Below are 23,779 nucleotides of genomic sequence, written 5' to 3'. Positions count from 1 at the left end.
TCGGGCCCGAGGAGCCGCGCATGAAGACCCAGCACGCCCCCACCCAGGCTCGCCCTCCTGCCTTGCTGCTGATCGCGGCCTACTTGCTCAGTGCCAGCGCCTTCGCGCCCACACGAGCCCAGGCCCAAGCCATCAAGCCAGGGCTGTGGGAAATCAAGATGAACCCCCAGCTCAGCCCCGAGCGCCAGGCGGCCATGGCCCAGGCCCAACAGCAGCTGGCCCAGATGCCGGCCGATCAGCGCAAGATGATGGAAGAGATGATGGCCAAGGCCGGGGTCAACGCCAATCTGGCCACCGGCGCCGTCACGCTCAAGGTCTGCATCACGGCCGATCAGGCGGCCCTCAATGAGCTGCCAGTGCACAGCCAGGGCCAGGGCTCATGCAAGCACCAGGTTCAGCGCAAGGGCGCGCAAATCCTCAATCAGTTCAGCTGCAGCGACCCCGAAGTCAGCGGCCAGGGCACGACCACACTCACCAGCCCCGAGGCCTACACCTCGACCTTGAACACCGTCAGCAAGAACAAGAGCAGCGGCAAGAACGAAACCCTGGTGGTGAACGGCAGTGGCCGCTGGCTGGGCGCCGATTGCGGCAGCATTGCGCCGATGAAGACGCCGAAATAGCAAGTCCAAGGGGCCGACGCGGGCCCGGCAGGGCGGCTCAGAGCTTGCCGGTGAAGATGCGCCCCAGCCAGCCCAGATACCAGGCCAGCAAGGCCTCGAACCAGCGCGGCTTGGCCACGGGCGGCGCCGCCGTCGTCGTCGCAGGCTCGGCGCTGAGCGGTTCTTGGGGCTTGGGTTTCATGGCAGGGTGGGCATGCGCGGGGCAGCCACAGCAAAGCAATCGGGTAAGCGCATTGTGCGCCGCGGGCGCGGGGCCGAGCGCATAGGATGCCGGCATGGACAACGTCGACTTGCAAGTGTTGCGGCAGCTGGCCGCCTGGCGCCGTGAGGGCCGCGGCGCGGTGCTGGGCACCATCACCCGCACCTGGGGCTCGGCCCCACGGCCAGTGGGCTCGCTGGTGGCGGTGCGGGATGACGGGCAGATTGCCGGCTCCGTCTCGGGCGGCTGCATCGAAGACGATCTGATCGCCAAGCTGCGCGAGGGCGCCTTGGCCTTGCAGCGGCCGGAGCTGCTGCGCTACGGCGTCGGCGCCGAGGAAGCCCAGCGCTTCGGCCTGCCCTGCGGCGGTACGCTGGAGCTGTTGCTGGAGCCGGTCAGCCAGGCCTCGCAGATCGAAGCCCTGCTGGAGCGCCTGGACCGCGGCGAGCGGGTGCAGCGCCTGCTGGACCTGCACAGCGGCCGGGTGCAGCTGCAGGCGCCCGAGCACGGTGCCGACACCTTGCTGCTGGACGCCCGGACGCTGCGCAGCCACCACGGCCCGCAGTGGCGCCTGCTCATCATCGGCGCCGGCCAGATGACCCAGTACCTGGCGCAGATGGCCCTGGGCCTGGACTACCGCGTCACCATCTGCGACCCGCGCGAGGAATACGCCGACGGTTTCGCCGTGCCCGGCTGCACACTCAGCCGCGACATGCCCGACGATGTCGTCACCGCCATGCAGCCCGACGGACACAGCGCCATCGTCGCCCTGACCCACGACCCCAAGCTCGACGACCTGGCCTTGATGGAGGCGCTGCAAAGCCCGGCCTTCTATGTCGGCGCCATCGGCTCGCGGGTCAACCAGAGCAAGCGCAAGGCCCGCCTGGCCGAACACTTTGGCCTGACACCGGCGCAGCTGGCCCGCCTGCATGGCCCGGTAGGCCTGCACATCGGCGCCCGCACGCCGCCCGAGATTGCCCTGTCCATCCTGGCCCACATGACGGCCGAACGCTACGGTGTCCAGATCCACAGCCAGGGGCCCGAGCCAGGTGCGCGCGGCGAGGTGGGATGCGCGCTCTGAAGCGCCTGCGCGGCCGGGCGCAGGGCTGGCTGCCGCTGCCACTGACCCTGGCCGCGCTGTGGGCCCCCGCCCTGGCGCAAAGCCCCGAGCAAATCCGCCTGCGCGAGCAGGAGATGGCGCAATGCCCGCTGGCCGAAGTGCCCACCTGGGGCGATGGCCGCGACCGCCCGGCCCTGGCTTCGCCGCTGCGCCTGCGCTATGCCCACGCGGGCGCGCCAGCCTGGTTCACGGCCGAACAGGTGATGCAGGCGCTGCAGAGCGCCGCCACGAGCTGGTCGCGCTGCGGCGTGCCCAGCGAGGTGCGGCGGCTGCAGGCCAGCGAGGAGCTGCCGACCGGCGCGGTGTTTGTGCACTGGAGTGCGGCGGCCAGCCGCGGCAATTTCGGCCTGGCCGATCTGGGCCAGCGCAGCCTGGCCCTGAACCCGGCCATGTTCACCCTGCTGCGGCAGCGCAACCCCAAGCACCCGGCCGGCGAGACGCTGCAAATGGTCGTCTCGCACGAGATGGGGCATTTCTTCGGCCTGATGGCGCACTCGCGCCGCTGCATCGATGTGACCTCCTACTACACCGACGGCAAGGGTGGCCAATGCCAAGCCGCCGACCCGGGCCTGCTCAAGGCCTTTGGCGAGTACCGCGCCACCCTGCCCACGGCCTGCGACATCGAGCGCTGCCGGCGCGCCAACGCCCAGGCGCGCTGACGAAGCCCGGCACTGCGCTCAATCGGGAGGGAACATCCAGCGCTCGTAGATGCGCCGCGCCGTGCCGTCGTCCACCATGGTCTTGAACACCGCGTTGACCTGGGCCTCGGCGCCGATCTGGCTGGATTTCTTGGAAAAGGCCACGGTCAGATGCGTGGTGTTGAGCACCAGCACATCGCCGAATTCGGCTTCCAGCTTGAGCTTGTGGATGATGTGGCCCAGGGTGGACAGGGAGCCGGCCACGGCCATGGCGTCGCGGTCGGCCACCGCCTTGCGGATGGCCAGGGTGTAGTCCAGCACCAGGTCCTTGCGGATCTCGGGGTCCGCATCGAAGCGCGGGTCGACCTTGAGCCCGCGGGGCGCGCCGACGATGATCTTCTTCAGGTCCTCATAGCTGCGCACCCGCACGCCCTTGCGCGCCCGGACACCAAATTCCAGCGGCACAAAAGCCGTGCCCCGGTTGGCATAGGCCGCGCGGGCCTCGCCCCAGGCCATGATGGAGAAATCGCAATCGCCCACCTCCAGATCGCGCTCCACGCGGGCATAGGGCGTCAAGGTCTTGATCGTGCGGTGGCCGCTGCGGCGCTCGAACTCCTTGAGCAGGTCGACGACGATGCCCACATAGGGTTCGGCGGCATCGGGGTCGGGGTTCTTTTTGGCCCAGGGGTCGAACTGGATCAGATCCACGCGGAACTCGCGGGCCTGGGCGGCCGACGCCAGCAGCGCCAGACAGAGGCAAGCTCCGCGCAGCCAGGAAAACCAAACACCATTCACCTTGTCACGCCTTTGCCGGCTCCGAAGTCTCGGGCCGACCCATGCCTGGCCAACCCTTGGGTCTGAATCTAACAGAGGGGCTGCCGAGCTGCGGCAGCGCGGCTCAGGGCTCGGGCCGATCGCGTGCCACTTGGCACAGGTAGTCGGCGATTTCGTCTGCCTCGGCCTTGCCCGCCGCGCCGGCCGCACGCAGGGGCTTGAGCATCACCCGCAAGGTGTTGAGGCGGCGACCGGCCGGCACGCCTTCGCGCCGACGCAGCTCGACAAAGCCCTGGCCTTGCCAGAAGCGCTCAGCCCGCGTGTTGCCCAGCACCACCCCCAGCCGCATCCAGCGCGCGCCCTGCGCGCGCGCCCATTGCTCCAGGCCCTGGTAGAGCGGGGCGGCATCGCCGCGGCCATGGCGCGCCGTGGCGACGATGAACAGGGCGAGATGGCAGACCCCGGGCCGCATCAGGTCCTCGACCACGCTGCCATAGGCCAGCAGTTCACCCGAGGGCTCGGCGTAGAAGCCGAGCTGGCGCAGGCGGCTGTAGCTGAGCTCGGCCGGCGGGCGTTCGTCGAACTCCTGCTGTGCCTCATCAGGCCGCGGCGGCTCGTCTCCGACGGTCCAGAAGTACTCCGGGTTGGCCTCCAGAAAGCGCTGCACCGCCGGCACATCGGCCGCCGTCAGCTCGCGGCAGTATCGGCCGGCGCCACAGGAAAACAGGATGGAGCTCAACTGGCCCCCTGGGGCGCACGCAAATAGATCTCCGGGTCCAGGCGCTCCATGAAACTCTGCGGCTTGGACGCGGGGCTGAAGCCGTACTTGGCATAGAGCCCGGCCGCGGTGCTGGTGGCCAGCATGAAGCGGCGCAGATGCTGCAGATCGGGGTGGGCCATGACGGCATCCATCAGCGCCCGGCTGCAGCCCAGGCCCTGGTGCTCGGGCAGCACGAACACATCGCAGAGGTAAGCAAAAGTCGTCCGGTCGGTGATGACGCGGGCAAAGCCGATCTGGGCGCCACCGCGGTACGCACCGAAGCACAAGGATCCAGCGATGGCCTGCGCCACCGTGGCCCTGGGAATGCCCAGGCACCAGGGCGCCTGCTCGCTGAGGAAGCGGTGGATCATGTCCAGATCCAGGCGCACCGGATCGCAGCTGATGAGAAAGGGGGAATCAGAGCTCATGCCGAGGATTTCAACAGAAGCGCAGCCGCAGTCCCAAGGTCATGCCCGTCAATCGAACACCGGCAAAGCGCCAGCCCAAGCTCAACGCTCGCGGCGCTGCTCGCGAATCTCACGCAGGCGCACGCACTCGGCATGGCCGGCATAAGCCGGCTTCTCGCAACGGCGGTCCACGCACCAGACGCGCAGCAGGATGTTCTCCTTGGCGCAGGCCTGGCGTGGGTCCAGGGGGGCGGCCGGGGCCTCCTCGTGGCCTGCGGCCTGGGCGGCCGACGCAGCCTGGGTCGCGGCCGCGGCAATCTGGGCCGGCGTGGCCACCGCCAGGCTGGCATCCTGCTGCGGCATGGGCGGCAGCCTGTTGGCCGCCGCACCGGGCGCCGGGGCCGAGGCCACGCCCTCCTTGCCGGGGCGGCGCGCATCGGTGCGCACGGTCTGCACCTGAGATTGCGAAGGCGCCTGCGCGGCCAGGCGCGAGGACGAAGCTGCAGCCGCGGACGGCGAGGCCTTGTTGCCACCGTTCGGGTTCAGCAAAGGCGCCGGCGCAGGCCCCAAGACCACGGCCGCCGGGGCCGGCACCATGGTCTGAGCCGGCGCCGAGGCGGACGCGCGTCCGGCCTGTGCCAGTGCTGGATCGGTCGCCGGCGCGGATGCCGGGACGGGGACGGCCGAAGCAGCAGCAGCAGCAGCAGCAGCAGCAGAACCCGAAGACGGCGCGGAAGCAGCCGCCAGTTCCAGCGACGGCGCAGCACCTGTATCCTTGGACTTGGCCCACCAACCGCCCGCAGCCAGCACAACCAAGAGCGCCACCGCCGCCATCGCCAAGGGCGGCAGCGACCGGGCCTTGCCTGCCACCGGGGCCGACGCAGGGGCCGCCACCGGGGCGAGCCCGGGCGCCACGGCCGCCTTGGCGGGGCGCGACGCCGGCGCCGCGGAAGGCGGCGGCTGCACCAGGGTGGCGGCCTCAGCCAGGGCATTCGGCGCAGGCTTGGCGAGCGGCACGGTGCGCGGGCGCGGCTGGATCACCGTCACATCATCATCCGCGCCCTCGCTGCCGTCCTCACTCAAGGGCAAGGGCAGATCGGCCTCATGCAGCCCGGGTGCTTCGCGCTGGCCGGTCAGGGCGTCGCGGAAGGCCTCCATGCTTTGCGGGCGCTCCAGCGGCCGCACGGCCAGGGCCCAATCGACGGCGGCCAGAAACGCGCGCGAGCAGCCCGGCAGGGCCCGGCCCGCCAGGGGCTCGTAATCATCGACCACGGCGCGCGCCGTGGCCGGCGGCGGCGGCTGGCCGGTCAGCAGGTAGTGAACGACAGCGCCCAGGGCATAGACATCGGTCCAGGGCCCTTGGCGCAGGGCCGTGCTTTCGGCGTACTGCTCGATGGGTGCGTAGCTGGGCTTGAGGATGGCGGTGAAGGTCTGGGTGCGGTCACCGATGGCGCGCCGCGCCGCGCCGAAATCCAGCAGGATGGGATCGCTGCCATCGGCCGGCATCAAGATGTTGTCGGGTGCGATGTCGCGGTGGTAGACGGCCGAGGCATGCAGCAGGATCAAGGCCTCCAGCAGCGGCAGCAACAGCGCCCGCAGCGCCGCCTCGTCCAGCGCAGGCGCTCGGCCGGCGTTGATGTCCTCGCGGCGCTGGCGCAAGGTCTGACCCTGCAGATAGGGCATGGCCATATAGGCCGTGCCATTGGCCTCCCAGAACTGGTAGACCTTGAGCAGGGAGCGGTGGTCGAAGCGGGCCAGCAGGCGCGCCTCGTTGACGAAGGAACGGCGACCGATCTCGAAGGTTTCGCTCAGCGAACCCGAGCGCACCGACACCACCGAGCCCTCGCCACGCTGGGCCAGCTGCCCCGGCATGTACTCTTTGATCGCCAGCTCGCGCTCCAGCGCATGGTCGCGCGCCAGGTAGACGATGCCGAAGCCGCCCACACCCAGGGTCCGCACAATCTCCAGCGCCCCAAAACGGGTGCCGGGGGGCAAGGCATTGACGTCGTCGACAGGCAGGCCTGGCGAGCGAAGTCCGGTGCGGTCAATGGGGGTGTCCGACATGAGCGAGCCAACAAGCGATTCGGAAAGTGGGCAAGGGTACTCGATGTGCGAGGGCGTGCGGTAGGCGCATCACCCCCTAATGGCAAGAGTCACACGCGCCCGGAGGCGCCGCCTCAAGGCGCCACCGGCAAGGCCTTGAGGTAGTCGTGCAGCTGGCTGGCGATGCGCTGGCGCTCGGCCGCGCTCAGGCCATCGGGCAGGGCCGGCATGGCGGTGCCGGGCTTGACGGACTGGGGCTGCAGCAACCAGCTCTGCCAGGTACGGGCATCGATCAGCTTGGCGCGAACGGCCAGATTGAGCGGCATCTTGGCGCCGCCAAAGCCGTTGATCTGGTGGCAGCTGAGGCAATAGGTCTGCGCCAGGGCCGCATGCTCGGCCCAGCGCGCACTGTCCATGCCAGCCGGCAGCAAGGCCTCGGGGTTGACCGCGCGCAGGCTGATTTCGGCCACCTGATAGGGCCAGTGCGTGCCACCCTCGGCCTGCAGGGCGGGCGCACTCAGGTTGTCCCAGATCAGGTAGTAGGGACCGAGCGCCACGCGCTTTTCGCCCTGCGCGAGGTTGTCCACCGTGAAGGGCTGACCATCGGCCAGGCCCACGGCCAAGTAAGCGCGGTACTTGAGAAAACGCGCCACCGGCATGCGCGCGATGAAGCCATCGAGCGCCTTGAACTCCAGCTCACGGTCGGGCTGGGCCTGCCAGCTGGGGCCCAGGGTGGCGCTCAGCACCGCCTCCACGGGATAGGCCAGATAGCGCCGCTGCACCGGCTGGTCCTTGCGGCTGAGGTGGGGCTCGACGACGGTCACGGCCTGCGCCTTGTGACCCTGGGCCAGCAGCTGGCGGTGCAAGGCGGCCGGCGCGGGCAGGGTTTCGGCGCTGACGGCCCAGGGCGTGCTCAGCGCAGCGCTCAGCAGCAGCCAGACGGCACGGCGCCGGGCGCGGGAAGGGGAAACAGGGTGGGAACTCGCGGGGATGCTCATGCCAGGCTCCTGGCCCGGAACGGGCCTGAGCTGCATTGCAGCACAGCCCGGCCGTCAACATTCAAGCCAGCAAGCTGGGCACCAGGCCGGTCCAGCGCTTGAAGGAGCGGCGGAAGTTGCTGCGGTCGTGAAAGCCCAGGGCCTGGGCCACGCGCTCATGGCTCTGGCCTTGCAGCAGCAAGAGGTAGAGCGCCCAGTGGGTGCGCACCTGGTCGAGCTGGGCTTGGAAATGCGTGCCGTGCTGGGCCAGATGGCGCTTGAAGGTGGCGCTGCTGACGCCAAAGGCCTGGGCGCTCTGCTCCAGCGTGGGCGCTTCACGCAGGCGCGGCAGCAGATGGTCGTAGAGCGCAGCCAGCAGGCCGCGGCCGGCGGCGCCGGGGTCGGCGCCCTGGGCCAGGGCCTGGGCGGCCATGCTGTCAGCCACGCCGCGCGGCCAGGGCTCGTCGAGGCAGGCAGCCGGCACGCGCATGGCGTCGACCTGGCAATCGAACTGCAGATCGGCGCCGAGGAACACCGCATGCTGCGAGAGATCGCGCGGGCGGCTGCGGTTGAAGCTGTAGCGCCAGGGCAGGCGCCGGCCGCCCAGCCACTGGCACAGGCCAGTGACGGCGCTCATCTGCATGTCGACCACGAAGTTGCGCTGCGCCGCGCCGACGCCGCAGGCCTCGGTCCAGATCAGCAGCAGCTCGTCTTCATGCCAGAGCAGGCGCGGCGTCAACAGGGGCGAGAGCCGGGCGCTGTGCGCGGCCAGCAGCTCCAGGGCCTGGCGGCCGTTGCGCGCCTGGGCCAGGGCGTGGCTGGCCAGGCCGGCATGGCCAGGCAAGCTGAGCTGGCCCAGCACAAAAGCCGTATCCGGCGCCTGCAGCTGGGCCTGCAAGGCGGCCAGCAGATCGAGCAGCTGCTGCGGGCTGAGCAGGCTCGGCATTGAACTGAAGCCCGCGGCTGCCAGCAGATCGGCCGGCGCCAGGCCGCGGCTGCGCGCAAACTCCAGCAGCAGCACGGCCTGGTGTTCCCAGACCAGGCAACGCGTGCCCAGCTGATACACATTGGCCGGCGCCACCGCGCTCAAGGCCGGGCTGAGACCGGGTAGGGCCGCGTTCACAGCAGGGCCGCCAGCCGAAGCAGCTGCTGCGCACCGGGCTCGTCCGCATCAACCGCACTCCACACCACCCGCGCCGGCCGCTGGATGCGCTGACCCTGGCGGCTGTGGTGGGCCAGGCTGCCCAGGGCCTGCTGCAAATGGCTGGCAGTCTGCGCCGCCAGCGCCGGCCCAGCGCCGGGCATCAGCAAGGCGAAGCGGTCACCGGCGTAGCGGCAGAGCAGGTCCTCGGGCCGCAGATTCAGGATCAGGAGATGGCCGGCCGCCTGCAGCAGGCGGTCAGCCTCCGCCAGGCCATGCTCGCGGGCGACGCTGTCAAAGCCATCCAGGCTCAGCATCAGCAGGGCCGCGCCGGGCTGGTCCTCGCGCTGCTGCTCCAAGGCGATCTGGCGGGCCAGGTAGTCGGCATCGCCGAGCTGGGTGATGGCATCAAAACTGCGGTGCTCGCGGATCAGGCGCTCGCGCTTGAGCAGCTGGGCGCTCAAGGCCCGCTCCTCTTCGCGCCAATGCTGCAGGCCGATGGTGAGCACCAGCATGCCCAGGGGCGTGAGGCCCGATTCCAGCCAGTTGTCCCAGACCACGGCCTTGGGCAGGCGCCAGAACTCGTCCAGCACATCGACCCATTCGCCCAGCAGGATGCCGGCCAGGCCCAGGCACAGCCAGCTGGTGACGCGGCCACCGGGCCGGCTGCTGCGCAGCTGGGTGATCCAGATGGCGGCCATCAGCACCATGCCGCCCTCGCCGGCCACATCCATCCAGCGCCAGTCCTGCAGCGGCTTGGCCTCGCCGCCTCAGGCGAAGGCCGCCATCAGGCCGGCCATCAGCAAGGCCAGGAGATGGCCGAAATGCGCCAGGCCCAGCACAGGCGCCTGGGGCACGGGCTGCAAGGCCTTGAGCAAAGGTGAGATGAGCATGGGCTGGTGATCCTAAAGAGGCTTTGTGACAGGCCGTCATGCAGCGGCGCGATGTGGACGGCGGGGGTCGAAACAGCTCAGTCCGGGGCCGGATCTGCGCTCTTGCAGCCGCTGCGGCCGCCCGAGGGCTGGTCGTCACGGAACTGCCATACCGCCTGCCTAAGGTGCGGAGCCATTGCCGATCCGGCGCTTGCCTGTGCTCCCCTGCGGAGCCCCCACCCACCATGTCGACCACGTCTCCTTCCCGCCTACGCCGCCCTCGCCTGACGCCGCTGAACCTCGGCCTCAGCGCCGCCCTGCTGTCCCTTGCGGCGTCGCCCGCCCTGGCGCAAAACGCGGCGCCCGCCCCGGCCGGCGCCGCCAGCGCGCCCACCACCACGCTGGAGACCGTGCAGCTCAGCGGCCAGGCGGCCAATCTGCGCAATGCGCTGGACAAGCAGCGCGCCGCCACCGGCGTGCTGAGCGTGGTCCATGCCGATGGCATCGGCCAGCTGCCCGACATCAATGCCGCCGAAGCCCTGGCCCGCCTGCCCGGCGTCTCGGTCGAGCGCGACCAGGGCGAAGGCCGCTTCATCCGCGTGCGTGGCCTGGGCCCGGATCTCAACGCGGTCAGCATCAACGGCACCCTGGTGCCCTCGGCCGAAGCCGACCGCCGCGCCGTCGGCCTCGATGTGGTGCCGGCCGGCTTGATCCGTTCGCTGGAAGTGCGCAAGACCCTGAGCCCGGACCAGGACGCCAACTCGCTGGGCGGCTCGGTGGCGGTGAACACCGTGTCGGCTTTCGACCAGCCCGGCCGCGTGCTGAACCTCAACGCTGGCGCCAGCCACGCCGCGCTGAGCGGCAAGACACGCCCGAACGGCGCCCTGATCTACAGCGAGCGTTTCCTGGCCAACAGCCTGGGCCTGGCCCTGGCCCTGAGCAGCGACGAGCGCAGCTTCGGCTCGGACAATGTCGAGACCGGCGGCGCGTGGAATCTCAGCGGCAGCAGCCCCGCCTTGAGCAAGCTGGAGCGCCGCAGCTACACCATCAGCCGCGTGCGCCACGGCGGCGCCCTGAACCTGGACCTGCGCCCCGATCCCGGTCAGAGCTACTACCTGCGCAGCTTCAGCAGCCGCTTCACCGACACCGAGCAACGCCAGGCCCAGACCCTGGAGTTCTCGCCCGCCCTGGCCGCGGGCGTCAGCGGCGGCTCGGCCAAGGCGGCCCGCTCGCTGAAGGCGCGCGAGGAGATCTCGCAGGTTGACTCACTGAGCCTGGGCGGCGAGCGCCGCTGGGGCGACTGGAAGCTCAGCGCCGCCCTGGGCGCCGGCCGCGCCAGCGAGAACAAGCCCGACACCTTGTCCGGCGCCACTTACAAGAACAGCACGGCCTTCAGCGGCCTCAGCTTCGCCGACAGCCAGAAGCCTGTGATCAGCGGCCCGGCCGGCCTGGCCAGCAGCAGCGGTTTTGCGCTCGACAAGATCAAGCTGGAGCAAAGCCGAGCCACCGACCGCGAGCGCAATCTGCGCGTCGACCTGCTCAAGGACCTGGACCTCGACGGCGCCGAGCTGGAGCTCAAGGGCGGCTTCAAGATCGCCCGCCGCCAGAAGGACAACGGCCGCGAGGTCTGGAGCTACAGCGGCAAGACCTTGGCCAAGGCGCCTTATGGTTTCAGCAGCACGCAGCTCTCCATGGCCAGCGTGGTGGCCGAGGGCATGCCGCGTTATCCCTGGGGCGAGCTGGGCCCGAACCTGAGCGAGCAGGCGGTGCGCCAGCTGGTGGCCGGCCTCAAGCCGGCCGAGTTCCGCGAGGCCAGCGATTCGGCCATCGCCGACTACCGCATCCAGGAAGAAATCGATGCCGCCTACCTGCAAGCGACGATCGATTGGAAGCACACGCAACTGATCACCGGTCTGCGCCACGAAACCCTGCGCCTGGAGGCCGACGGCACCGGCAACAGCAAGGGCCAGTTCAGCGCCCAGCACAGCGAGAGCCGCAGCCGCCACTGGCTGCCGGCCCTGCTGCTGCGCCAGCAACTGAGCAGCGAGCAGCAGCTGCGCGCGGCCTACACGCAATCGGTGGTGCGCCCCACCTTCGGCCAGCTCAGCCCCGGCTTTGTGATCGAGGACAAGAACGCCGAGTTCGGCAACCCGGCACTCAAGCCCCTGCGCTCGCGCAATCTGGACCTGGGCATCGAGCAGCGCCTGGACCGCGACGGCAGCCTGTCGGCCTATGCCTTCCACAAGAGCATCCGCGACTTCGTCTACCGGACCAATCTGGCCGGCCAAGGCATATGGGCCGGCTTCGATTCGGCCCTGACTTACGCCAACGGCGAGGACGCCAAGGTCAGCGGCCTGGAGCTGGCCTATGGCCAGGCCCTGCGCGGCCTGCCGGCGCCCTTCAACGGTCTGGTCCTGGGCGCCAACGCCACCCTCGTGCACTCCAAAGCCACCATCGCCGGCTACAAGAACGGCCAGCTGCAAAGCCGCCAGCTGGCCCTGCCCAGCCAATCGGACCGCAGCCTCAACCTCAGCCTGGGCTGGGAAGGCCATGGCCTGAGCACCCGCCTGGCGGTCAACCACAAATCGGCCTATCTGCTGGAGGTGGGCGATGTGCTGAACCCTGCCAAGGACTTGTGGGTGGACGGCCAGACGCAATGGGACTTCTCGCTTCGCTATGACATCAGCGCCAAGCTGCAAGTCAGCCTGGAGCTGCTCAATCTGAACAACAGCGCCTACTACGTCTACGCCGGCCAGCGCGCCCTGAACGCGCAGTACGAGCAGTATGGCCGCAGCGTCAAGCTGGGTCTGAAGCTGGCGGTGTTCTGAGCATGAGGCTGCACACCTTCGCCCTCGCGGGCTTGATCGCTCTTGGCTTCATGGGCGCGGCACAGGCCGCTGACCTCAACCCGACCCGGCTCCAGCTCGACAAGAAAGGCCTGCAGCTGCTCGACCGCCAGGGCCAGGAACTGGCGCGTTATGCCGTGCGCGCCAAGCGCTGGGATCAGCGTGCGGACGGCGCCCAGGGCCATGTCGCCGTGCTGCTCGATGCCGACCGCGGCCGCCCGGTGCTGCTGCGCAGCGAGGGCCAGGTCTTGCGCGCCCAGGACCTGCCCGAGCCCGGCTTTGCCGTCGAAGCGCTCTGCCTGCACCGCGACCCGCAAGGCCTGCTGCAGCTCTTCCTGCTCGGCGAGGAAGGCCTGAGCGAGCAATGGCTGATCGCCGGCCCCGAGGGTGCGCGCCCGCTGCGCCGCCTGGCCACGGCGCCCGGCGCCAAGGGCTGCGTGGTCGATGACAAGCTGGAGCTGCTGCGCATCGAAGAGCCTGGCCTGGGCCTGTGGGAGCACAGCACGCGCATCGAGGGCAAGCCCGAGCGCCGCCTGCTGCGCGGGGCGAGCCGTTCGGCCAAGGCCCCTGTTGGCAAAGCCTGGGACTGGCCGGTGCTGCAGCCCAGCGGGCAGACCGCGCCGGTGGCGCGCTTCGGCGACGCGGCGGACGATCCGGCGATCTGGGTGCACCCGAGCGATGCGCGTCTCAGCCGCATCCTCGGCACCAACAAGAAACAAGGCCTGCTGGTCTACAACCTGCAGGGCGAGGAGCGCCAGCTGCTGGAGGTGGGGCGCATCAACAATGTCGATCTGCGCCAGGGCCTGCAAGTGGCGCCGGGGCAGTCCATGGACCTGGCCGTGGCCACCCAGCGCGATGAGAACGCGCTCCTGCTCTTCGGCATCGATGGCCAGGGCCAGGTGTCCGAGCTGGCCCGGCTGCCCACCGATCTGAAAGACATCTACGGCCTCTGCGTGGGCCGCAGCGCCGAGGGCGAGCTGGACGCCTACCCCAACGACAAGGACGGCCGCGTGCAGCAGATCCGCATCACGCGCGCCGCCGACGGACGCTGGCAATCACGCCTGCTGCGCCAGTTCCAGCTGGCCAGCCAGCCCGAGGGCTGCGTGGTGGACGAGGCAAACGGCCGGCTCTTTGTCGGCGAAGAGAAGCGCGGCATCTGGCGGATCGACATCGGCAGCAATGCCGGAGCAGGCAAGCCAAAGTTGATCATGCCGGTCGGCGGCGCCCTGGTCGCCGATGTGGAAGGCCTGGCGATCTACCGCGCCCGGCCGGGTGACGCCGGCTATCTGCTGGTGTCCTCGCAAGGCAACCACAGCTATTTGGTGCTCGACGCCCAGCCGCCCTACGCCTTGCGCGGCGGCTTTCGCGTCGGCATCAACGCCGAGCTGGGCATCGACGGTGCGTCGGAAACCGATGGCCTGGACGTCAGCGCCGCCCACTTCGGCGGGGTCTACGGCCAGGGCCTGATCGTCGTGCAGGACGGCCACAAACGCCTGCCCGACGGGCCGCAGAACTTCAAGCTGCTGCCCTGGAGCGAGGTGGCGCGCGCGCTCAAGCTGCCCTGAAGCCGGGCACAGGGCTCAGGGCTCAGGGCTCAGAAGCGCAGCTGCACGCCCAAGGAGAGCACGTTGATGTCGTTCTTCAGGAAACGGTTGTATTCCAGCTGCAGGCCCCAAGTGGCGTTGAAGTCGTAGCCGAGGCCGGCGCCGACGCTGGCCTCGGTGAGGGACTTGGCCTGCATGCCCACCCGGGTGGCCTTCATCGAGGTGCGCCCCACGCCCAGGCGGCCGTAGACCTGGAAGGACTCGTTGAGCGGCGCGCTCAGGCGCAGGGCAGTGCCGACATGGCTGTCGGGGTAGACATAGTCCTCGCGCTCGAACAAGCCAGGAATGATGTTCAAGTTGAGGTTGCGGGTGAACAGCTCGGCCGACAGATGGGGGTTGAAGCGGTAACCCACGGCCAAGGCCACAGACGGGTCCGAGTCGCCCAGATAGACCTTGGACTTGCCCTTGGCGCTGCCGAAGCTGGCGCCCAGGTACAAGCCCTTGCCATCGAGCTCCGGACCCGCCTGAGCCACGCCCTGCAGCATCAACAGGACCGCGGCCGCCAGGGCCAGCAGGCGGGCGCCGCCTGCTTGTTTCTTCTTCTCGTTCTGGAACACAAACCTCTCCTCGTTTGTCTCTGGAGTTGGCAGGTTAGCAAGCCGGGCTGTCGCCGGCCATCGCCCCCACGAGGGTGTTCACACAGTCGCGCCGGATGCAACTTTCGGGCTCAGAATCTGCCAGTCCTGGCGTGCCAGCTGGATCAACACCAGACCGGACAACAGGGGCAGCAAGTAGATCAGGCCGTCGGCCACCATCAGGCCGCCCGAGTTCTGCGCCCAGGGCGCAACACCCGCCTGCAAGCCGTCCACCCATTTGCGGCCGTAGACGGCCAGCAGTGGCAAAGCCAAGCAGGCAGCGCTGCGGCGCAAGCCCGGACTGATGCCCGCACCCAGCACCTCACGGCCGGCCAGCAGGAACAGCGGCGCGATCACAAACAGCATGGTGAAGAAGACATTGGCGATCGGCAGGGCCGCGCCGAGCTCGGCACGCAGGGCCCAGAAAGGCAGCCAGGCCAGGCACAGCAGACCCAGCCCCCAGGCGCTCTTGCGGGCGCGGTGCTCGGCCAGGGAGTCGCTGATTTGTGCGGCCTGCGAGGCCGGCTTCTTCATCAGATGCATCAGCGCAAGGCAGAACAAGCCCACAGTGGCGTCGATGGCCAGGGTCACCGGGTAGCCGAAAGCCTCGATGGACAGGCCTTGCCAGGTTGCGGTGTAGGCGATGGACAAATTCATCAAGGCCATATAAGCCGTGAACTGGGTCGCGGCAACCTTGGGGTTGGTCACATCCATGAACAGGGCCGAGCGCACACCGTACATCAGGCCCATGAAGACATTGAAGCCCAGCACCGCCACCCACAAGGCCGTGACCAGGGCCGGTTCCACCGCAGCCTTGCTGTCGGCCGCACGCGGCATCACATAGCCATGGTGTTGCAGCACCAAGGCCAGGTAGGCGACCGGCAGGCTCATCAGAATCACTGCCGCACTCAGAACCACACGCCGGCCAATGCGGTCGGACAGCAAGCCGCCCAGCACCATGGCCGCACCGCTGACCACGCTGGTGGCCAGATTCATCCAGGCGACCTGGTCGTCGTTGAGGCCGAGTTCGACCGAGAGGTTGGACTGCAAGGCCAGACTCAGCGACATGGCGCCGCAAGGCAGCAGGGCGAAGAACACCCCGGCGTAGGCGCCGCGCGTGCCGATGAAGGAGCGGAAGGCGTCCATGGCAAAGCTGCGCATCTCGCCCAGGGCGTGGCGCAGGCCGCGGCCGGCCTGGTGCGCCGCATCACCGGCCTGAGCCAGGGCTTCCTTCATGGGCAGGACAATGAAGCCAGTCACGGCCAGGATGCTCAGGGCCACGAAGACAAAGCTGTTCTGGAAGCCGATGTAAGCCATCAGGAAGAGCACGCCACTGCCCCCCACCGCCTGGCCCACGGCCGCACCGGCGAACATCAGGCCATTGGCCAGACCACGCTCCTCGGGGTGCAGGGTGTTGCAGGCCAGGGCATCGATGGCCACGTCCTGCATGGCCGCAAAGGTGTTGTGCACCAGCAGAATGGCCGTGAACAAGGCCAGCTGTTCAGGCAGCTTGACGAAGACCAGCACCCCCAGGGTGGCGGCCATGATCAGCTGCGTGAACAGAATCCAGCCGCGACGATGGCCGAAGCGCTGCGAGCGGAACACATCGACCAGAGGGCCGAAGGCCCACTTGAAAGCCCAGGGCAGGTAGAAGGCGGCGACAAACGCCCCGATCTCGGCGGGCCCCACGCCCATGCGGCGCAGCTGGGTGGCCACGGCGGTGGCGGCGAAACCGAGGGGAATGCCCTCGGTCATGTACAAGAAGAAAAAGGCCGACAGGCGACCGTTGCGGCTTCCCAGCAGATTGGGCAATCTCATGCGCTCATCCGCGCGCCGGCGGGCGCGCCCCTCGTGTTGTTGTGGGGCGGATTATCCCGGTCGGCCGCAAACCCGGCCATGCTGGCCTACCCGGAGGGCCGGCCCGGTGGCGCCAGCCTCAGCGGCGGCGCAGGCTGGCCAGGGTTTCCACGCGCTTGAGCAGCTCGCGGTCGTTCCAAGGCTTTTTGAAGATGCCGTACAAACCCTGCACCTGATGCACGCGGGCCTGCATTTCATCGTGGCCGGTGATGGCGATGATGGGCAGGTCTTCGGTCTCCAGGCTGCCCTGGACATCGGCGATCAGCTCGAAGCCGTCCTTGTTGGGCATTTCCAGGTCGGTGATCAACACTGCAAAGCGCTGCTCGGCCAGGCGCTGCAAGGCCTCCAGGCCGTCCTTGGCCACGGTCACCTGGTAGCCCACGCCTTCGAACAGACGGGCCAGCTTGGCCCGGGCCACGGCCGAGTCGTCGACCACCAGCAGCGGGATCGGGCCGCTCGCCTGCACCGGGGCCGTGGCCACCAGGGCTTCCGGCGCCAAGGGCGCGGTGGCCACGCGCTTGACCGGCGCGTAATCCTCCGGCAGCGGCGGCATCACGGTGTTGTGGCCGGCCGGCGGCACCTCATGGTCACCCCGCCGCAGGCTGATGATGAAGACCACGATGGCCAGCGGCACCGCGATCAACAAGGGCAGGAGGTAGGGACCGAGCAGGTCCGGCACTTCAAATGACATGGTGAGCATTCCCCGCCCGTCCCGGGCCTGGCAGGCCTCAGGCGCATGGCAACGGGCCTTGATTCTTTGGAAGCGCTGAATCTACCACCGCAGCGCGCCCGACGGACCGGGAAAAAAGCCGGGGTGGCCGCCGGCAAGCCGGCAGCCCCATCCCGCTTGCGGCCTCAGTCCTTGCTGCCCACCACGCGGTAGGCGCCGGCACCCAGCAGCGCACCCAGGATGGGCGCCACCCAGAACAGCCACAGCTGCTCGATCGCCCAACCACCCACATACAAGGCCACGCCGGTGCTGCGCGCCGGGTTGACCGAGGTGTTGGTGACCGGAATGCTGATCAGGTGGATCAGGGTCAGGGCCAGGCCGATGGCGATAGGCGCAAAGCCGGCCGGTGCGCGGCCGTCGGTCGCGCCCAGGATGATGATCAGGAAGAAGGCCGTCATGACCACCTCGGTCACCAGGGCCGCCACCATCGAATACTGGCCCGGCGAATGCTCGCCAAAACCGTTGGAGGCGAAGCCGCCGGCCAGATCAAAGCCGGCCTTGCCGCTGGCGATCAGGTAGAGCACGCCGCCGGCGGCCAGGCCGCCCAGCACCTGGGACACGATATAGGGCAGCAACTGGCCGGCCGGGAAACGGCCGCCAGCCCACAAGCCCACCGACACCGCAGGGTTGAAGTGTCCGCCCGAGATATGGCCCACGGCATAGGCCATGGTCAGCACGGTCAGGCCGAAGGCCAGGGACACGCCATGCAGGCCGATGCCCACGCCGGGAAAGGCCGCAGCCAGCACGGCACTGCCGCAGCCGCCCAGCACCAGCCAGAAGGTGCCCAGAAACTCCGCGCCATAGGCTTTTGTATTCATGCTTGCTTCACTCCATCCGTTGATTTGAAAGGTTCGCAACCATCCGAAGGATGGCCTTTTCGCAAACCATGATGGCGCAGCAAAAATGTCAAAGCAAGCGCGGATACCCCCGGGCATTCGGCCCCCTCCAGGCGCCACAGCCCTGAAATCGGCCCCAGTCGGGTCGTCTCAAGCCGGCGGCCAGTGACGCGCAAACACAGCGCGTACCGCGGGCTCGTCTTCGGTGGCACGCAGGGCCGCGAAGAATTCGGGCCGCTGCGCCTGCAGATGCGCGCGGCTGCCCGACCATTTCGACACCACCGCCGCCAGCAAAGCCAGGGCGCTGAGCCGGCCCGCGCCGGCGCAGGCGCTGCCGTACTGGTCGGCAAACAGCTCCCAGAGCCGGTGCAGGCGGGCGCACGTGCCTTGGCGTATGCGCTCCTGCACGGCCGCGTCACCGTCGGCGTCGGCACACCAGCGCTGCGGGTAGTCGATCACGCCGATGGCGGCATAACAGTTGGCCGCCACATACACCAGGCCGCTGAGCGCCTGTGCCCGCTCGCCGGCCTCAGCCGGCAGCAGGCCGGAGCCGGGCGCCGCGTCCAGGCCCAGGTGGATGAGGATGGCCGCGCTCTCACTGATGGCCCGGCCATCGGGCAGGCGCAGGGTGGGTATCTGCTGCAGCGGGTTGATCCGGCTCAGGGCCTCCAGGCCCGGGCTGGGCTGCCAGCTGGCGGCCTCCACCAGACGGTGGGGCAGACCGGCCAGCACCAGGGCCGCCTCGATGGCCGCCGAACCCGTACCGCGGCTTCCGTACAACTCGTACATCGCACACACCTCCTGTGGCTCACCCACCCAAGACCACGGGGTCGACCGGCCAAGGCCGCTGCGGCCCGCGCAGCCGCTCGAACTCGGCGCACAGCTGCAGCACGCCCAGATCATCGAAACGCCGGCCGATGATCTGCAATCCGATGGGCAGACCCTGCGCGCTGTAGCCGGCATTGATGCTGGCGGCGGGCTGCTCGCTCATGTTGTAGGCCAGGGTGAAGGCGATGTGCTCGAAGGGCCGCGCCGGGTCGTTGAGCGGGCTGGCCCATTCGGCCGCGAAAGCCGGCTCCGGGCTGACCGGGCTGAGCACGTAGTCAAAGGGCTGGCAGGCCGCTACCGCCGCCTCGCGCAGCGCCTGCATCTGGCTGTAGCCCTGGAACAACTCGTCCGCCGCCAGATCGGCCGCGCCCTCGACCCAGGCGCGGATATAGGGCAGCACGCGCGCCTGACGCTCGGGCGGCAGGGCGCGAAAGTCCAGCCAGGAGCGCATGCGCCAGAACTTGTCCAGGCCGTCGATCATGGCCCGGCTGCAAAAAGGCGCCAGCGGCTCGACGCGGGCCCCGGCCTGCTCGAAACGACGCGCCGCCTCCTTCACCACCGCGCTCACCTCGGCGCTGGCCGGTATGCCCCAACCGGCATCGAGCAACAAGCCCAGGCGCAGGCCGCGCAGATCGCGCTTCAGGTCCTGCCAATCGATGGGCTGCTGCGGCAGGCTGCTCGCGTCGCGCCAGTCAGGGCGGCTCAGATGGGCCATCAGGCGCGCCGCATCGTCCACGCTGCGCGTCATCGGCCCGGCCACACGCCCGGCGTAGGCCGGTTTGATGGGGATGCGTCCCAGGCTGGGCTTGAGGCTGAAGATGCCGCACCAGCCCGCCGGCAGGCGCAGCGATCCGCCAATGTCGGTGCCCACATGCAGCGGGCCATAAGCCGCCGCCGCTGCGGCCGCCGCGCCAGCGCTGGAACCGCCGGGGTTCTTGCTCAGATCCCAGGGGTTGCGGGTCAGCGGATGGAAGCTGGACAGGCCGGAGCTGAGCATGCCGTAGTCCGGCATGGTGGTCTTGGCCAGCAGCACGGCGCCGGTCTCGCGCAGGCGGGCGGCCGGGGGCGCGTCCTCCTCGGCCGGGCGCAGCTCGCTGGCGGCGCATCCCAGGGGCATGGGCGTGCCGCGGGTGGCGATGTTTTCCTTGAGCGTCAGCGGCACACCGTCCAGACTCAGGCGTGGGTCCAGGCCCGCCGGGCAGAGCGGCTGGCCGCGCAGCCAGCGCGCCTCGCTGGCGCGTGCCTGGGCCAGCGCGGCCTCGGCATCGAGGGCATAGAGCGCATGCAGCCGGGGCTCGCAGCGCTCGATCTGGGCCAGCACCGCCTGAGTCGCCTCAACCGGAGATAGCTGTCGATCGGCAAAGGCCTGCGTCAGCTCGGCTGCCGACCACAGATGCAGAAGGGGCTGCGAGGGGGAGATCGGGACGCTGGAAGACATGGGCTCGCTCCGGACATGGGGCCGGCTCGGGTCCGACGCTCGCGGCCATTGTGGCCCAGCCCGAGGCCGTCCCGGCGGTGGCAAGCGATGCACCAAGGCGGGGCAGGTTTCGGTACTTGCTGCAGGGCCGAAGCCGTTCCCCCTCATGGGGGTGGCGCGGGCCCAGGCGGCATGACACAGTCCGCCCGGTTTCCGCGTCAGGGCTGCAGTCGGGCCGACACGGACCTCACCCTCCCCACAAAAAGCCAAGATTCGAGGATGCCCATGAAGCCCCTGCCCGCCACCAGCCCCCGTCCCGTCAGCACCCGAAGCGCCCTGGGCCTGCACGGTGGCATCAGCCTGCTGGCCCTGGGCTGCGTGGCCAGCATGTTGGCGGCGTGCGGCGGCAGCCCGGGCGCCGAGATCGTGGAGGTCTACGACTGTGTGCTGACCAATTGCAAGGACTCGGAGCTGCTGTCCACGGACGCATTGAGCCCGCATGCCGTGATCCGTGGTGAAGGCAACGTGCTGAACATCAGCGCCCAGCTCGGCCAGAGCGCCAATCTGCTGACCCGCGTGCGCCTGACCGGCGCTGACCGTTTTTTCGCGCAGACCAGCAGCCAACGCATCGAGCTGCGCGACAGCGATGGCAAGGGCAGCAGCTACACCGGCTCGCTGACGGTCAGCGCTGAAGAGCCCAGCCTCAGCATCGTGCTGGAACGGCGCGGCGAACAGCATGTCAACAGCGTCACCCTGCCCAAGAGTTTCAGCGTGCTGGCGCCGGTGGGGCCGGTCAATCTGGGCCTCAAGACTGGCAAGCTGATGGTCAACCTCGGGCACGCCAGCGGCACCTCGGTGGACAACCTCAGCAGCCTGCGCTGCACCCGCAAGGACGGCAGCAGCTTCTCGGGCGGCCGCAGCGACAACTACAGCCTGCCCTTTGTGATCGAGAACGTGAATGGCTCGCCCTGGGTGCGCATCAACACCGCCGATCTGGACCTGTCGCTGAACCAGCACAGCAGCAGCCTGGACACGAATGCGCCCAACACCTCGCCGGTGCAGACCTGCGAGATCGCGGTCAGCTGGCGCGTCTACCGCATGGGCAGCACGGCCAGCACCCTCTCGCGCCACAGCACGGTGCGCGGTGAGCGCGCGGCCAGCCAAAGCATCAGCTACGACGCTCGGCTCTGATCAAGGCCGCGCCAAGGGCAGGAGCAGGCGCTCCTGCAACCAGCCCTGCAAGCAGCCGACCACCACCCCGGCCGGGTCGGCACCCTCCACATCGCGCAGCTGCTCGGCCGCCAGTTCGCACAGATCGCTGAAGCTGCAGCCCGAGCGCAAGCCTTGCAGCAGGCGCCCTTCCAGCGGCGCCAAGGAGCGCCAGCGCGTCTCCTGCAGCGGCCGCCAGACCAGGCAGGTGTGCGGGCCAAATTCGGGGGCGGCCAGCGGCTCGGCCTCGGCCCCCGCCTCCAGCGCTGGCAGGTCCTGCGCTTCGCGACGCAGGCGCCGCCAGGCCGGGCCCACGGCCCAGTTCAGGCTCAGCAGCTGCACGCCCGGTCGCAGGCGCAAGCGCAGCGCGGGCCAGGCCTCGGGCTGCACCGCACGCAAGTCCTCGGCCGCCAAGGCCTCGCTCTCGGCCGCGTCAAAGGCCATGCGCAAGGCCCAGTCCATGCGGGCCAGATCGACCAGGGCGGCGTGAGGCAAGACCTGAACCTGCTGTCGCTGCAGATCGTCCTCATTCGATCCCTCGCCGGCCACCGGCAAGCTCGCCATGAAATCGGCCAGGCCATGGCCCCACCAGCGCAGGGAGGCGTGGCGTGGCGGCTGGGCATGCAGATAGGCCAGGGCCAGGGTCTCGAATTCAGCATCACCAAGGGCGCGATGCAGCACCTCGTGGTTGTCGCGCAAGGCGCTGATCAGGCGCGCTCGGTAGGCCTGCTGGTAGACCGACAAGCCCCGTTCGGCCCCGGGCTCACGCAAAAGCCCGCTCGTGGGCAGGGCCTGCGGGCTGCGCACCAGCGCTTGCAGCTCACGCTGCTGCTGGGCCAGCAGGCTGGGGCTCATGCCGCCTCCCGTTGAGCTGCCAGGGCTTGGGTGCTGCACTGGCGTGCGTGATCCAGCTCATCAAGCAGAACATCAAGCGGCGGAATCTGGTCATCCCGCTCGATCATGGTTGGCCGCGCCCCTAGATGCGCGAGGGTCTGGCGGTAGAGCTGCCAGACCTCCTCACAGACCGGCTGGTCATGGGTGTCCACGCGCAGATCGCCATGCTGCTCATGGCCGGCCAGATGGATCTGCAGCACCTGCGCGGCGGGCAGGCGCGCGATGTAGTCCCAGGCATCAAAGCCATGGTTGCAGGCCGAGACGTAGACATTGTTGACGTCGAGCAGCAGGCCACAACCGCTGCGCCGCATGAGCTCGGCCACAAACTCGCCTTCGCTCATCTCATCACCGGCAAAGCGGACATAGCTGGAAACGTTCTCCAGCAAGAACGGTCGCTGCAAAACCTCCTGCACCTCGGCCACGCGTGGCAGCAGATGCTGCAGCGCCGCCTCGGTATAGGGCATGGGCAGCAGGTCATGCAGCTGCTGGTGGTCCACACCGGTCCAGCACAGGTGATCGGACACCCAGCCGGGCTCGATGCGATCGGCCAGGGTCTTGAGTTCTCGCAGGTAGCCACGGTTCAGCGGATCGCTGCTACCGATGGACAGGGACACGCCGTGCATGACCATGGGGTAGTCACGCCGCAGGCGGTCCAGATGGCGCAGCGGCGGGCCGCCGGGCACCATGTAGTTCTCGGAAATGATCTCCAGCCAATCAGGCCGCCGACCGGGCGGCAGGGCTTGGGACAGCGCCGCGTAATGCTCGCTGCGCAGGCCCAGACCGAAGCCTTGGATGCCGTGAAGGGGTGAGCGGGTCGTCATGGCTGGAGAGGGTCGTCAAAAGCGGTGGCTGGGTACGCCTGCTTACTTCAGCACCGTGCCACCAGCGGCTTTGCACTCGTCGGCCGTCTTCTTGGACACCCAGCCCTGGCCCTTGCAGCTGTTGTGGCCCTTGCAGGCGCTCTTGGCGGTCTTGCATTCCGAGCTGCCCTTGCAGCTGTTGATGCCGGAACACTTGACCATGCCGTCCTCGGCCGCCTGGGCGGCGCCGCTGAAGGCGGTGCTGGCAAACAGGGCTGCGGCGGCGGTGGCGATGCTCAGGCCGGTCTTGAGGGTGCTGTGGTTCATAGGAACTCCTGTTGAGGGTCAAGGGAAAACGATGAGGGAAGGCGACAAGCACGATCGATGCATCACGCTGTCCTGGTGTGAGTCGTGGTGGCAGTCGCAGCCTTACAGCGCTTGCTGAACTTTTTTCGACTGCGACAACGGGCCCGGAAACTGCCGGGCGGTTTGCAGTGCGCGGTAGCCCTAGGATTTGCGCTTGAGGCCCTGCAGCCCGTGCCGCTACCACGCTCATGGTTCCGGGGTCGGCCCTGGCGGGCCGACTTCCCTGCGCTGCTCGCACCTCGGGGCTGGCGCATAACTCACTTCGC

24 protein-coding genes are annotated in these 23,779 nt (G+C 69.0%); 6 read left to right on the top strand and 18 right to left on the bottom strand.

Annotated elements, in window-relative coordinates; translation table 11 throughout:
* Positions 1-20 precede the first annotated feature (20 nt).
* The gene (locus tag AC1Q6P_RS22925; RefSeq protein ID WP_492666085.1) at positions 21-620 is read left to right on the top strand and encodes a DUF3617 domain-containing protein; all 600 of its coding nucleotides are present in this window, start codon (positions 21-23) and stop codon (positions 618-620) included.
* A 37-nt stretch (positions 621-657) separates the two neighbouring features.
* Here AC1Q6P_RS22925 and AC1Q6P_RS22920 read toward each other — a convergent pair whose 3' ends face one another.
* On the bottom strand, positions 658-801 hold the full coding sequence (locus AC1Q6P_RS22920; protein WP_492666086.1) for a hypothetical protein: 144 nt from the start codon (positions 799-801) through the stop codon (positions 658-660).
* Between the two features lie 94 nt (positions 802-895).
* Here AC1Q6P_RS22920 and AC1Q6P_RS22915 point away from each other — a divergent pair, with 94 nt between their 5' ends.
* On the top strand, positions 896-1,900 hold the full coding sequence (locus tag AC1Q6P_RS22915) for an XdhC family protein (RefSeq protein WP_102769151.1): 1,005 nt from the start codon (positions 896-898) through the stop codon (positions 1,898-1,900).
* Entirely contained in the window at positions 1,888-2,598 is a 711-nt protein-coding gene (locus AC1Q6P_RS22910; RefSeq protein ID WP_492666087.1) for a zinc metalloprotease, read from the top strand. The genes AC1Q6P_RS22915 and AC1Q6P_RS22910 overlap by 13 nt, the downstream gene beginning before the upstream one ends.
* A gap of 18 nt (positions 2,599-2,616) precedes the next feature.
* Here the strand turns inward: AC1Q6P_RS22910 and AC1Q6P_RS22905 are convergent, their stop codons facing one another.
* The 8 genes from AC1Q6P_RS22905 to AC1Q6P_RS22870 all read right to left on the bottom strand — a co-directional run bounded on the left by AC1Q6P_RS22905 (position 2,617) and on the right by AC1Q6P_RS22870 (position 9,572).
* Positions 2,617-3,372, bottom strand: coding sequence for a transporter substrate-binding domain-containing protein (locus tag AC1Q6P_RS22905; RefSeq protein ID WP_165794670.1), 756 nt, complete (start codon positions 3,370-3,372; stop codon positions 2,617-2,619).
* Between the two features lie 103 nt (positions 3,373-3,475).
* Positions 3,476-4,090, bottom strand: coding sequence for a GNAT family N-acetyltransferase (locus AC1Q6P_RS22900; RefSeq protein ID WP_492666088.1), 615 nt, complete (start codon positions 4,088-4,090; stop codon positions 3,476-3,478).
* Entirely contained in the window at positions 4,087-4,539 is a 453-nt protein-coding gene (locus AC1Q6P_RS22895; RefSeq protein WP_492666089.1) for a GNAT family N-acetyltransferase, read from the bottom strand. The genes AC1Q6P_RS22900 and AC1Q6P_RS22895 overlap by 4 nt, the downstream gene beginning before the upstream one ends.
* 81 nt (positions 4,540-4,620) lie before the next feature.
* Positions 4,621-6,582 (bottom strand): serine/threonine protein kinase, encoded by a 1,962-nt coding sequence (locus tag AC1Q6P_RS22890; protein ID WP_492666090.1) that lies wholly within the window; start codon positions 6,580-6,582, stop codon positions 4,621-4,623.
* A 113-nt stretch (positions 6,583-6,695) separates the two neighbouring features.
* Complete coding sequence (locus tag AC1Q6P_RS22885) at positions 6,696-7,559, bottom strand: hypothetical protein (protein ID WP_492666091.1); 864 nt, start codon at positions 7,557-7,559, stop codon at positions 6,696-6,698.
* Between the two features lie 61 nt (positions 7,560-7,620).
* Positions 7,621-8,661, bottom strand: coding sequence for a helix-turn-helix transcriptional regulator (locus AC1Q6P_RS22880; RefSeq protein ID WP_243392843.1), 1,041 nt, complete (start codon positions 8,659-8,661; stop codon positions 7,621-7,623).
* On the bottom strand, positions 8,658-9,413 hold the full coding sequence (locus AC1Q6P_RS22875) for a GGDEF domain-containing protein (protein ID WP_492666092.1): 756 nt from the start codon (positions 9,411-9,413) through the stop codon (positions 8,658-8,660). Before AC1Q6P_RS22875 ends, AC1Q6P_RS22880 begins: the two co-directional genes overlap by 4 nt.
* 36 nt (positions 9,414-9,449) lie before the next feature.
* Positions 9,450-9,572 carry a hypothetical protein gene (locus AC1Q6P_RS22870; protein WP_492666093.1) on the bottom strand — a complete coding sequence of 41 codons (123 nt, stop codon included), beginning with the start codon at positions 9,570-9,572 and terminating at the stop codon, positions 9,450-9,452.
* A 224-nt stretch (positions 9,573-9,796) separates the two neighbouring features.
* Between AC1Q6P_RS22870 and AC1Q6P_RS22865 the strand changes: the two genes are divergently transcribed.
* On the top strand, positions 9,797-12,379 hold the full coding sequence (locus tag AC1Q6P_RS22865; protein ID WP_492666094.1) for a TonB-dependent receptor: 2,583 nt from the start codon (positions 9,797-9,799) through the stop codon (positions 12,377-12,379).
* Between the two features lie 2 nt (positions 12,380-12,381).
* Positions 12,382-13,962 (top strand): phytase, encoded by a 1,581-nt coding sequence (locus AC1Q6P_RS22860; RefSeq protein ID WP_492666095.1) that lies wholly within the window; start codon positions 12,382-12,384, stop codon positions 13,960-13,962.
* A gap of 29 nt (positions 13,963-13,991) precedes the next feature.
* On the opposite strand, the gene AC1Q6P_RS22855 is transcribed toward AC1Q6P_RS22860, so the two are convergent.
* The 6 genes from AC1Q6P_RS22855 to AC1Q6P_RS22830 all read right to left on the bottom strand — a co-directional run bounded on the left by AC1Q6P_RS22855 (position 13,992) and on the right by AC1Q6P_RS22830 (position 20,265).
* On the bottom strand, positions 13,992-14,558 hold the full coding sequence (locus tag AC1Q6P_RS22855; RefSeq protein ID WP_171826746.1) for a porin family protein: 567 nt from the start codon (positions 14,556-14,558) through the stop codon (positions 13,992-13,994).
* A 78-nt stretch (positions 14,559-14,636) separates the two neighbouring features.
* The gene (locus tag AC1Q6P_RS22850; RefSeq protein ID WP_171826745.1) at positions 14,637-16,394 is read right to left on the bottom strand and encodes an MFS transporter; all 1,758 of its coding nucleotides are present in this window, start codon (positions 16,392-16,394) and stop codon (positions 14,637-14,639) included.
* Between the two features lie 118 nt (positions 16,395-16,512).
* Complete coding sequence (locus AC1Q6P_RS22845) at positions 16,513-17,124, bottom strand: response regulator (protein WP_492666096.1); 612 nt, start codon at positions 17,122-17,124, stop codon at positions 16,513-16,515.
* A gap of 164 nt (positions 17,125-17,288) precedes the next feature.
* Positions 17,289-17,981, bottom strand: coding sequence for an aquaporin Z (gene aqpZ, locus AC1Q6P_RS22840; RefSeq protein WP_492666097.1), 693 nt, complete (start codon positions 17,979-17,981; stop codon positions 17,289-17,291).
* 168 nt (positions 17,982-18,149) lie between these two features.
* Positions 18,150-18,788, bottom strand: coding sequence for a glutathione S-transferase (locus AC1Q6P_RS22835; RefSeq protein ID WP_492666098.1), 639 nt, complete (start codon positions 18,786-18,788; stop codon positions 18,150-18,152).
* A gap of 19 nt (positions 18,789-18,807) precedes the next feature.
* Positions 18,808-20,265, bottom strand: coding sequence for an amidase (locus AC1Q6P_RS22830; protein WP_492666099.1), 1,458 nt, complete (start codon positions 20,263-20,265; stop codon positions 18,808-18,810).
* Positions 20,266-20,529: 264 nt separating this feature from the next.
* Between AC1Q6P_RS22830 and AC1Q6P_RS22825 the strand changes: the two genes are divergently transcribed.
* Positions 20,530-21,435 (top strand): hypothetical protein, encoded by a 906-nt coding sequence (locus AC1Q6P_RS22825; RefSeq protein ID WP_492666100.1) that lies wholly within the window; start codon positions 20,530-20,532, stop codon positions 21,433-21,435.
* Here AC1Q6P_RS22825 and AC1Q6P_RS22820 read toward each other — a convergent pair whose 3' ends face one another.
* The 3 genes from AC1Q6P_RS22820 to bufA2 are packed head-to-tail and all read right to left on the bottom strand — an operon-like array spanning position 21,436 to position 23,474.
* The gene (locus AC1Q6P_RS22820) at positions 21,436-22,308 is read right to left on the bottom strand and encodes an HvfC/BufC family peptide modification chaperone (RefSeq protein WP_492666101.1); all 873 of its coding nucleotides are present in this window, start codon (positions 22,306-22,308) and stop codon (positions 21,436-21,438) included.
* Positions 22,305-23,168 (bottom strand): MNIO family bufferin maturase, encoded by an 864-nt coding sequence (bufB, locus tag AC1Q6P_RS22815; protein ID WP_492666102.1) that lies wholly within the window; start codon positions 23,166-23,168, stop codon positions 22,305-22,307. The genes AC1Q6P_RS22820 and bufB overlap by 4 nt, the downstream gene beginning before the upstream one ends.
* A 42-nt stretch (positions 23,169-23,210) precedes the next feature.
* Positions 23,211-23,474: a BufA2 family periplasmic bufferin-type metallophore gene (gene bufA2 / locus AC1Q6P_RS22810; RefSeq protein WP_102769132.1), complete on the bottom strand. Its 264-nt coding sequence runs from the start codon at positions 23,472-23,474 to the stop codon at positions 23,211-23,213.
* Positions 23,475-23,779 lie beyond the last annotated feature (305 nt).

The sequence above is a fragment of the Roseateles sp. GW835-FHT13E02 genome (assembly GCF_058794035.1).
Note: the sequence above shows the minus strand (reverse complement) of the source record. Positions and strands in the feature narration are given on the sequence as shown.

Bases quoted from the DNA above. Each gene is read 5' to 3' on its own strand.
- AC1Q6P_RS22910 (WP_492666087.1), top strand. From the start codon at position 1,888: ATGCGCGCTCTGAAGCGCCTGCGCGGCCGGGCGCAGGGCTGGCTGCCG.
- AC1Q6P_RS22865 (WP_492666094.1), top strand. From the start codon at position 9,797: ATGTCGACCACGTCTCCTTCCCGCCTACGCCGCCCTCGCCTGACGCCG.
- AC1Q6P_RS22870 (WP_492666093.1), bottom strand. From the start codon at position 9,572: ATGCTCATCTCACCTTTGCTCAAGGCCTTGCAGCCCGTGCCCCAGGCG.
- AC1Q6P_RS22885 (WP_492666091.1), bottom strand. From the start codon at position 7,559: ATGAGCATCCCCGCGAGTTCCCACCCTGTTTCCCCTTCCCGCGCCCGG.
- AC1Q6P_RS22850 (WP_171826745.1), bottom strand. From the start codon at position 16,394: ATGAGATTGCCCAATCTGCTGGGAAGCCGCAACGGTCGCCTGTCGGCC.
- AC1Q6P_RS22845 (WP_492666096.1), bottom strand. From the start codon at position 17,124: ATGTCATTTGAAGTGCCGGACCTGCTCGGTCCCTACCTCCTGCCCTTG.
- AC1Q6P_RS22920 (WP_492666086.1), bottom strand. From the start codon at position 801: ATGAAACCCAAGCCCCAAGAACCGCTCAGCGCCGAGCCTGCGACGACG.
- AC1Q6P_RS22820 (WP_492666101.1), bottom strand. From the start codon at position 22,308: ATGAGCCCCAGCCTGCTGGCCCAGCAGCAGCGTGAGCTGCAAGCGCTG.
- bufA2 (WP_102769132.1), bottom strand. From the start codon at position 23,474: ATGAACCACAGCACCCTCAAGACCGGCCTGAGCATCGCCACCGCCGCC.
- AC1Q6P_RS22860 (WP_492666095.1), top strand. From the start codon at position 12,382: ATGAGGCTGCACACCTTCGCCCTCGCGGGCTTGATCGCTCTTGGCTTC.
- AC1Q6P_RS22835 (WP_492666098.1), bottom strand. From the start codon at position 18,788: ATGTACGAGTTGTACGGAAGCCGCGGTACGGGTTCGGCGGCCATCGAG.
- AC1Q6P_RS22830 (WP_492666099.1), bottom strand. From the start codon at position 20,265: ATGTCTTCCAGCGTCCCGATCTCCCCCTCGCAGCCCCTTCTGCATCTG.
- AC1Q6P_RS22825 (WP_492666100.1), top strand. From the start codon at position 20,530: ATGAAGCCCCTGCCCGCCACCAGCCCCCGTCCCGTCAGCACCCGAAGC.
- AC1Q6P_RS22895 (WP_492666089.1), bottom strand. From the start codon at position 4,539: ATGAGCTCTGATTCCCCCTTTCTCATCAGCTGCGATCCGGTGCGCCTG.
- AC1Q6P_RS22925 (WP_492666085.1), top strand. From the start codon at position 21: ATGAAGACCCAGCACGCCCCCACCCAGGCTCGCCCTCCTGCCTTGCTG.
- bufB (WP_492666102.1), bottom strand. From the start codon at position 23,168: ATGACGACCCGCTCACCCCTTCACGGCATCCAAGGCTTCGGTCTGGGC.
- aqpZ (WP_492666097.1), bottom strand. From the start codon at position 17,981: ATGAATACAAAAGCCTATGGCGCGGAGTTTCTGGGCACCTTCTGGCTG.
- AC1Q6P_RS22875 (WP_492666092.1), bottom strand. From the start codon at position 9,413: ATGGATGTGGCCGGCGAGGGCGGCATGGTGCTGATGGCCGCCATCTGG.
- AC1Q6P_RS22890 (WP_492666090.1), bottom strand. From the start codon at position 6,582: ATGTCGGACACCCCCATTGACCGCACCGGACTTCGCTCGCCAGGCCTG.
- AC1Q6P_RS22915 (WP_102769151.1), top strand. From the start codon at position 896: ATGGACAACGTCGACTTGCAAGTGTTGCGGCAGCTGGCCGCCTGGCGC.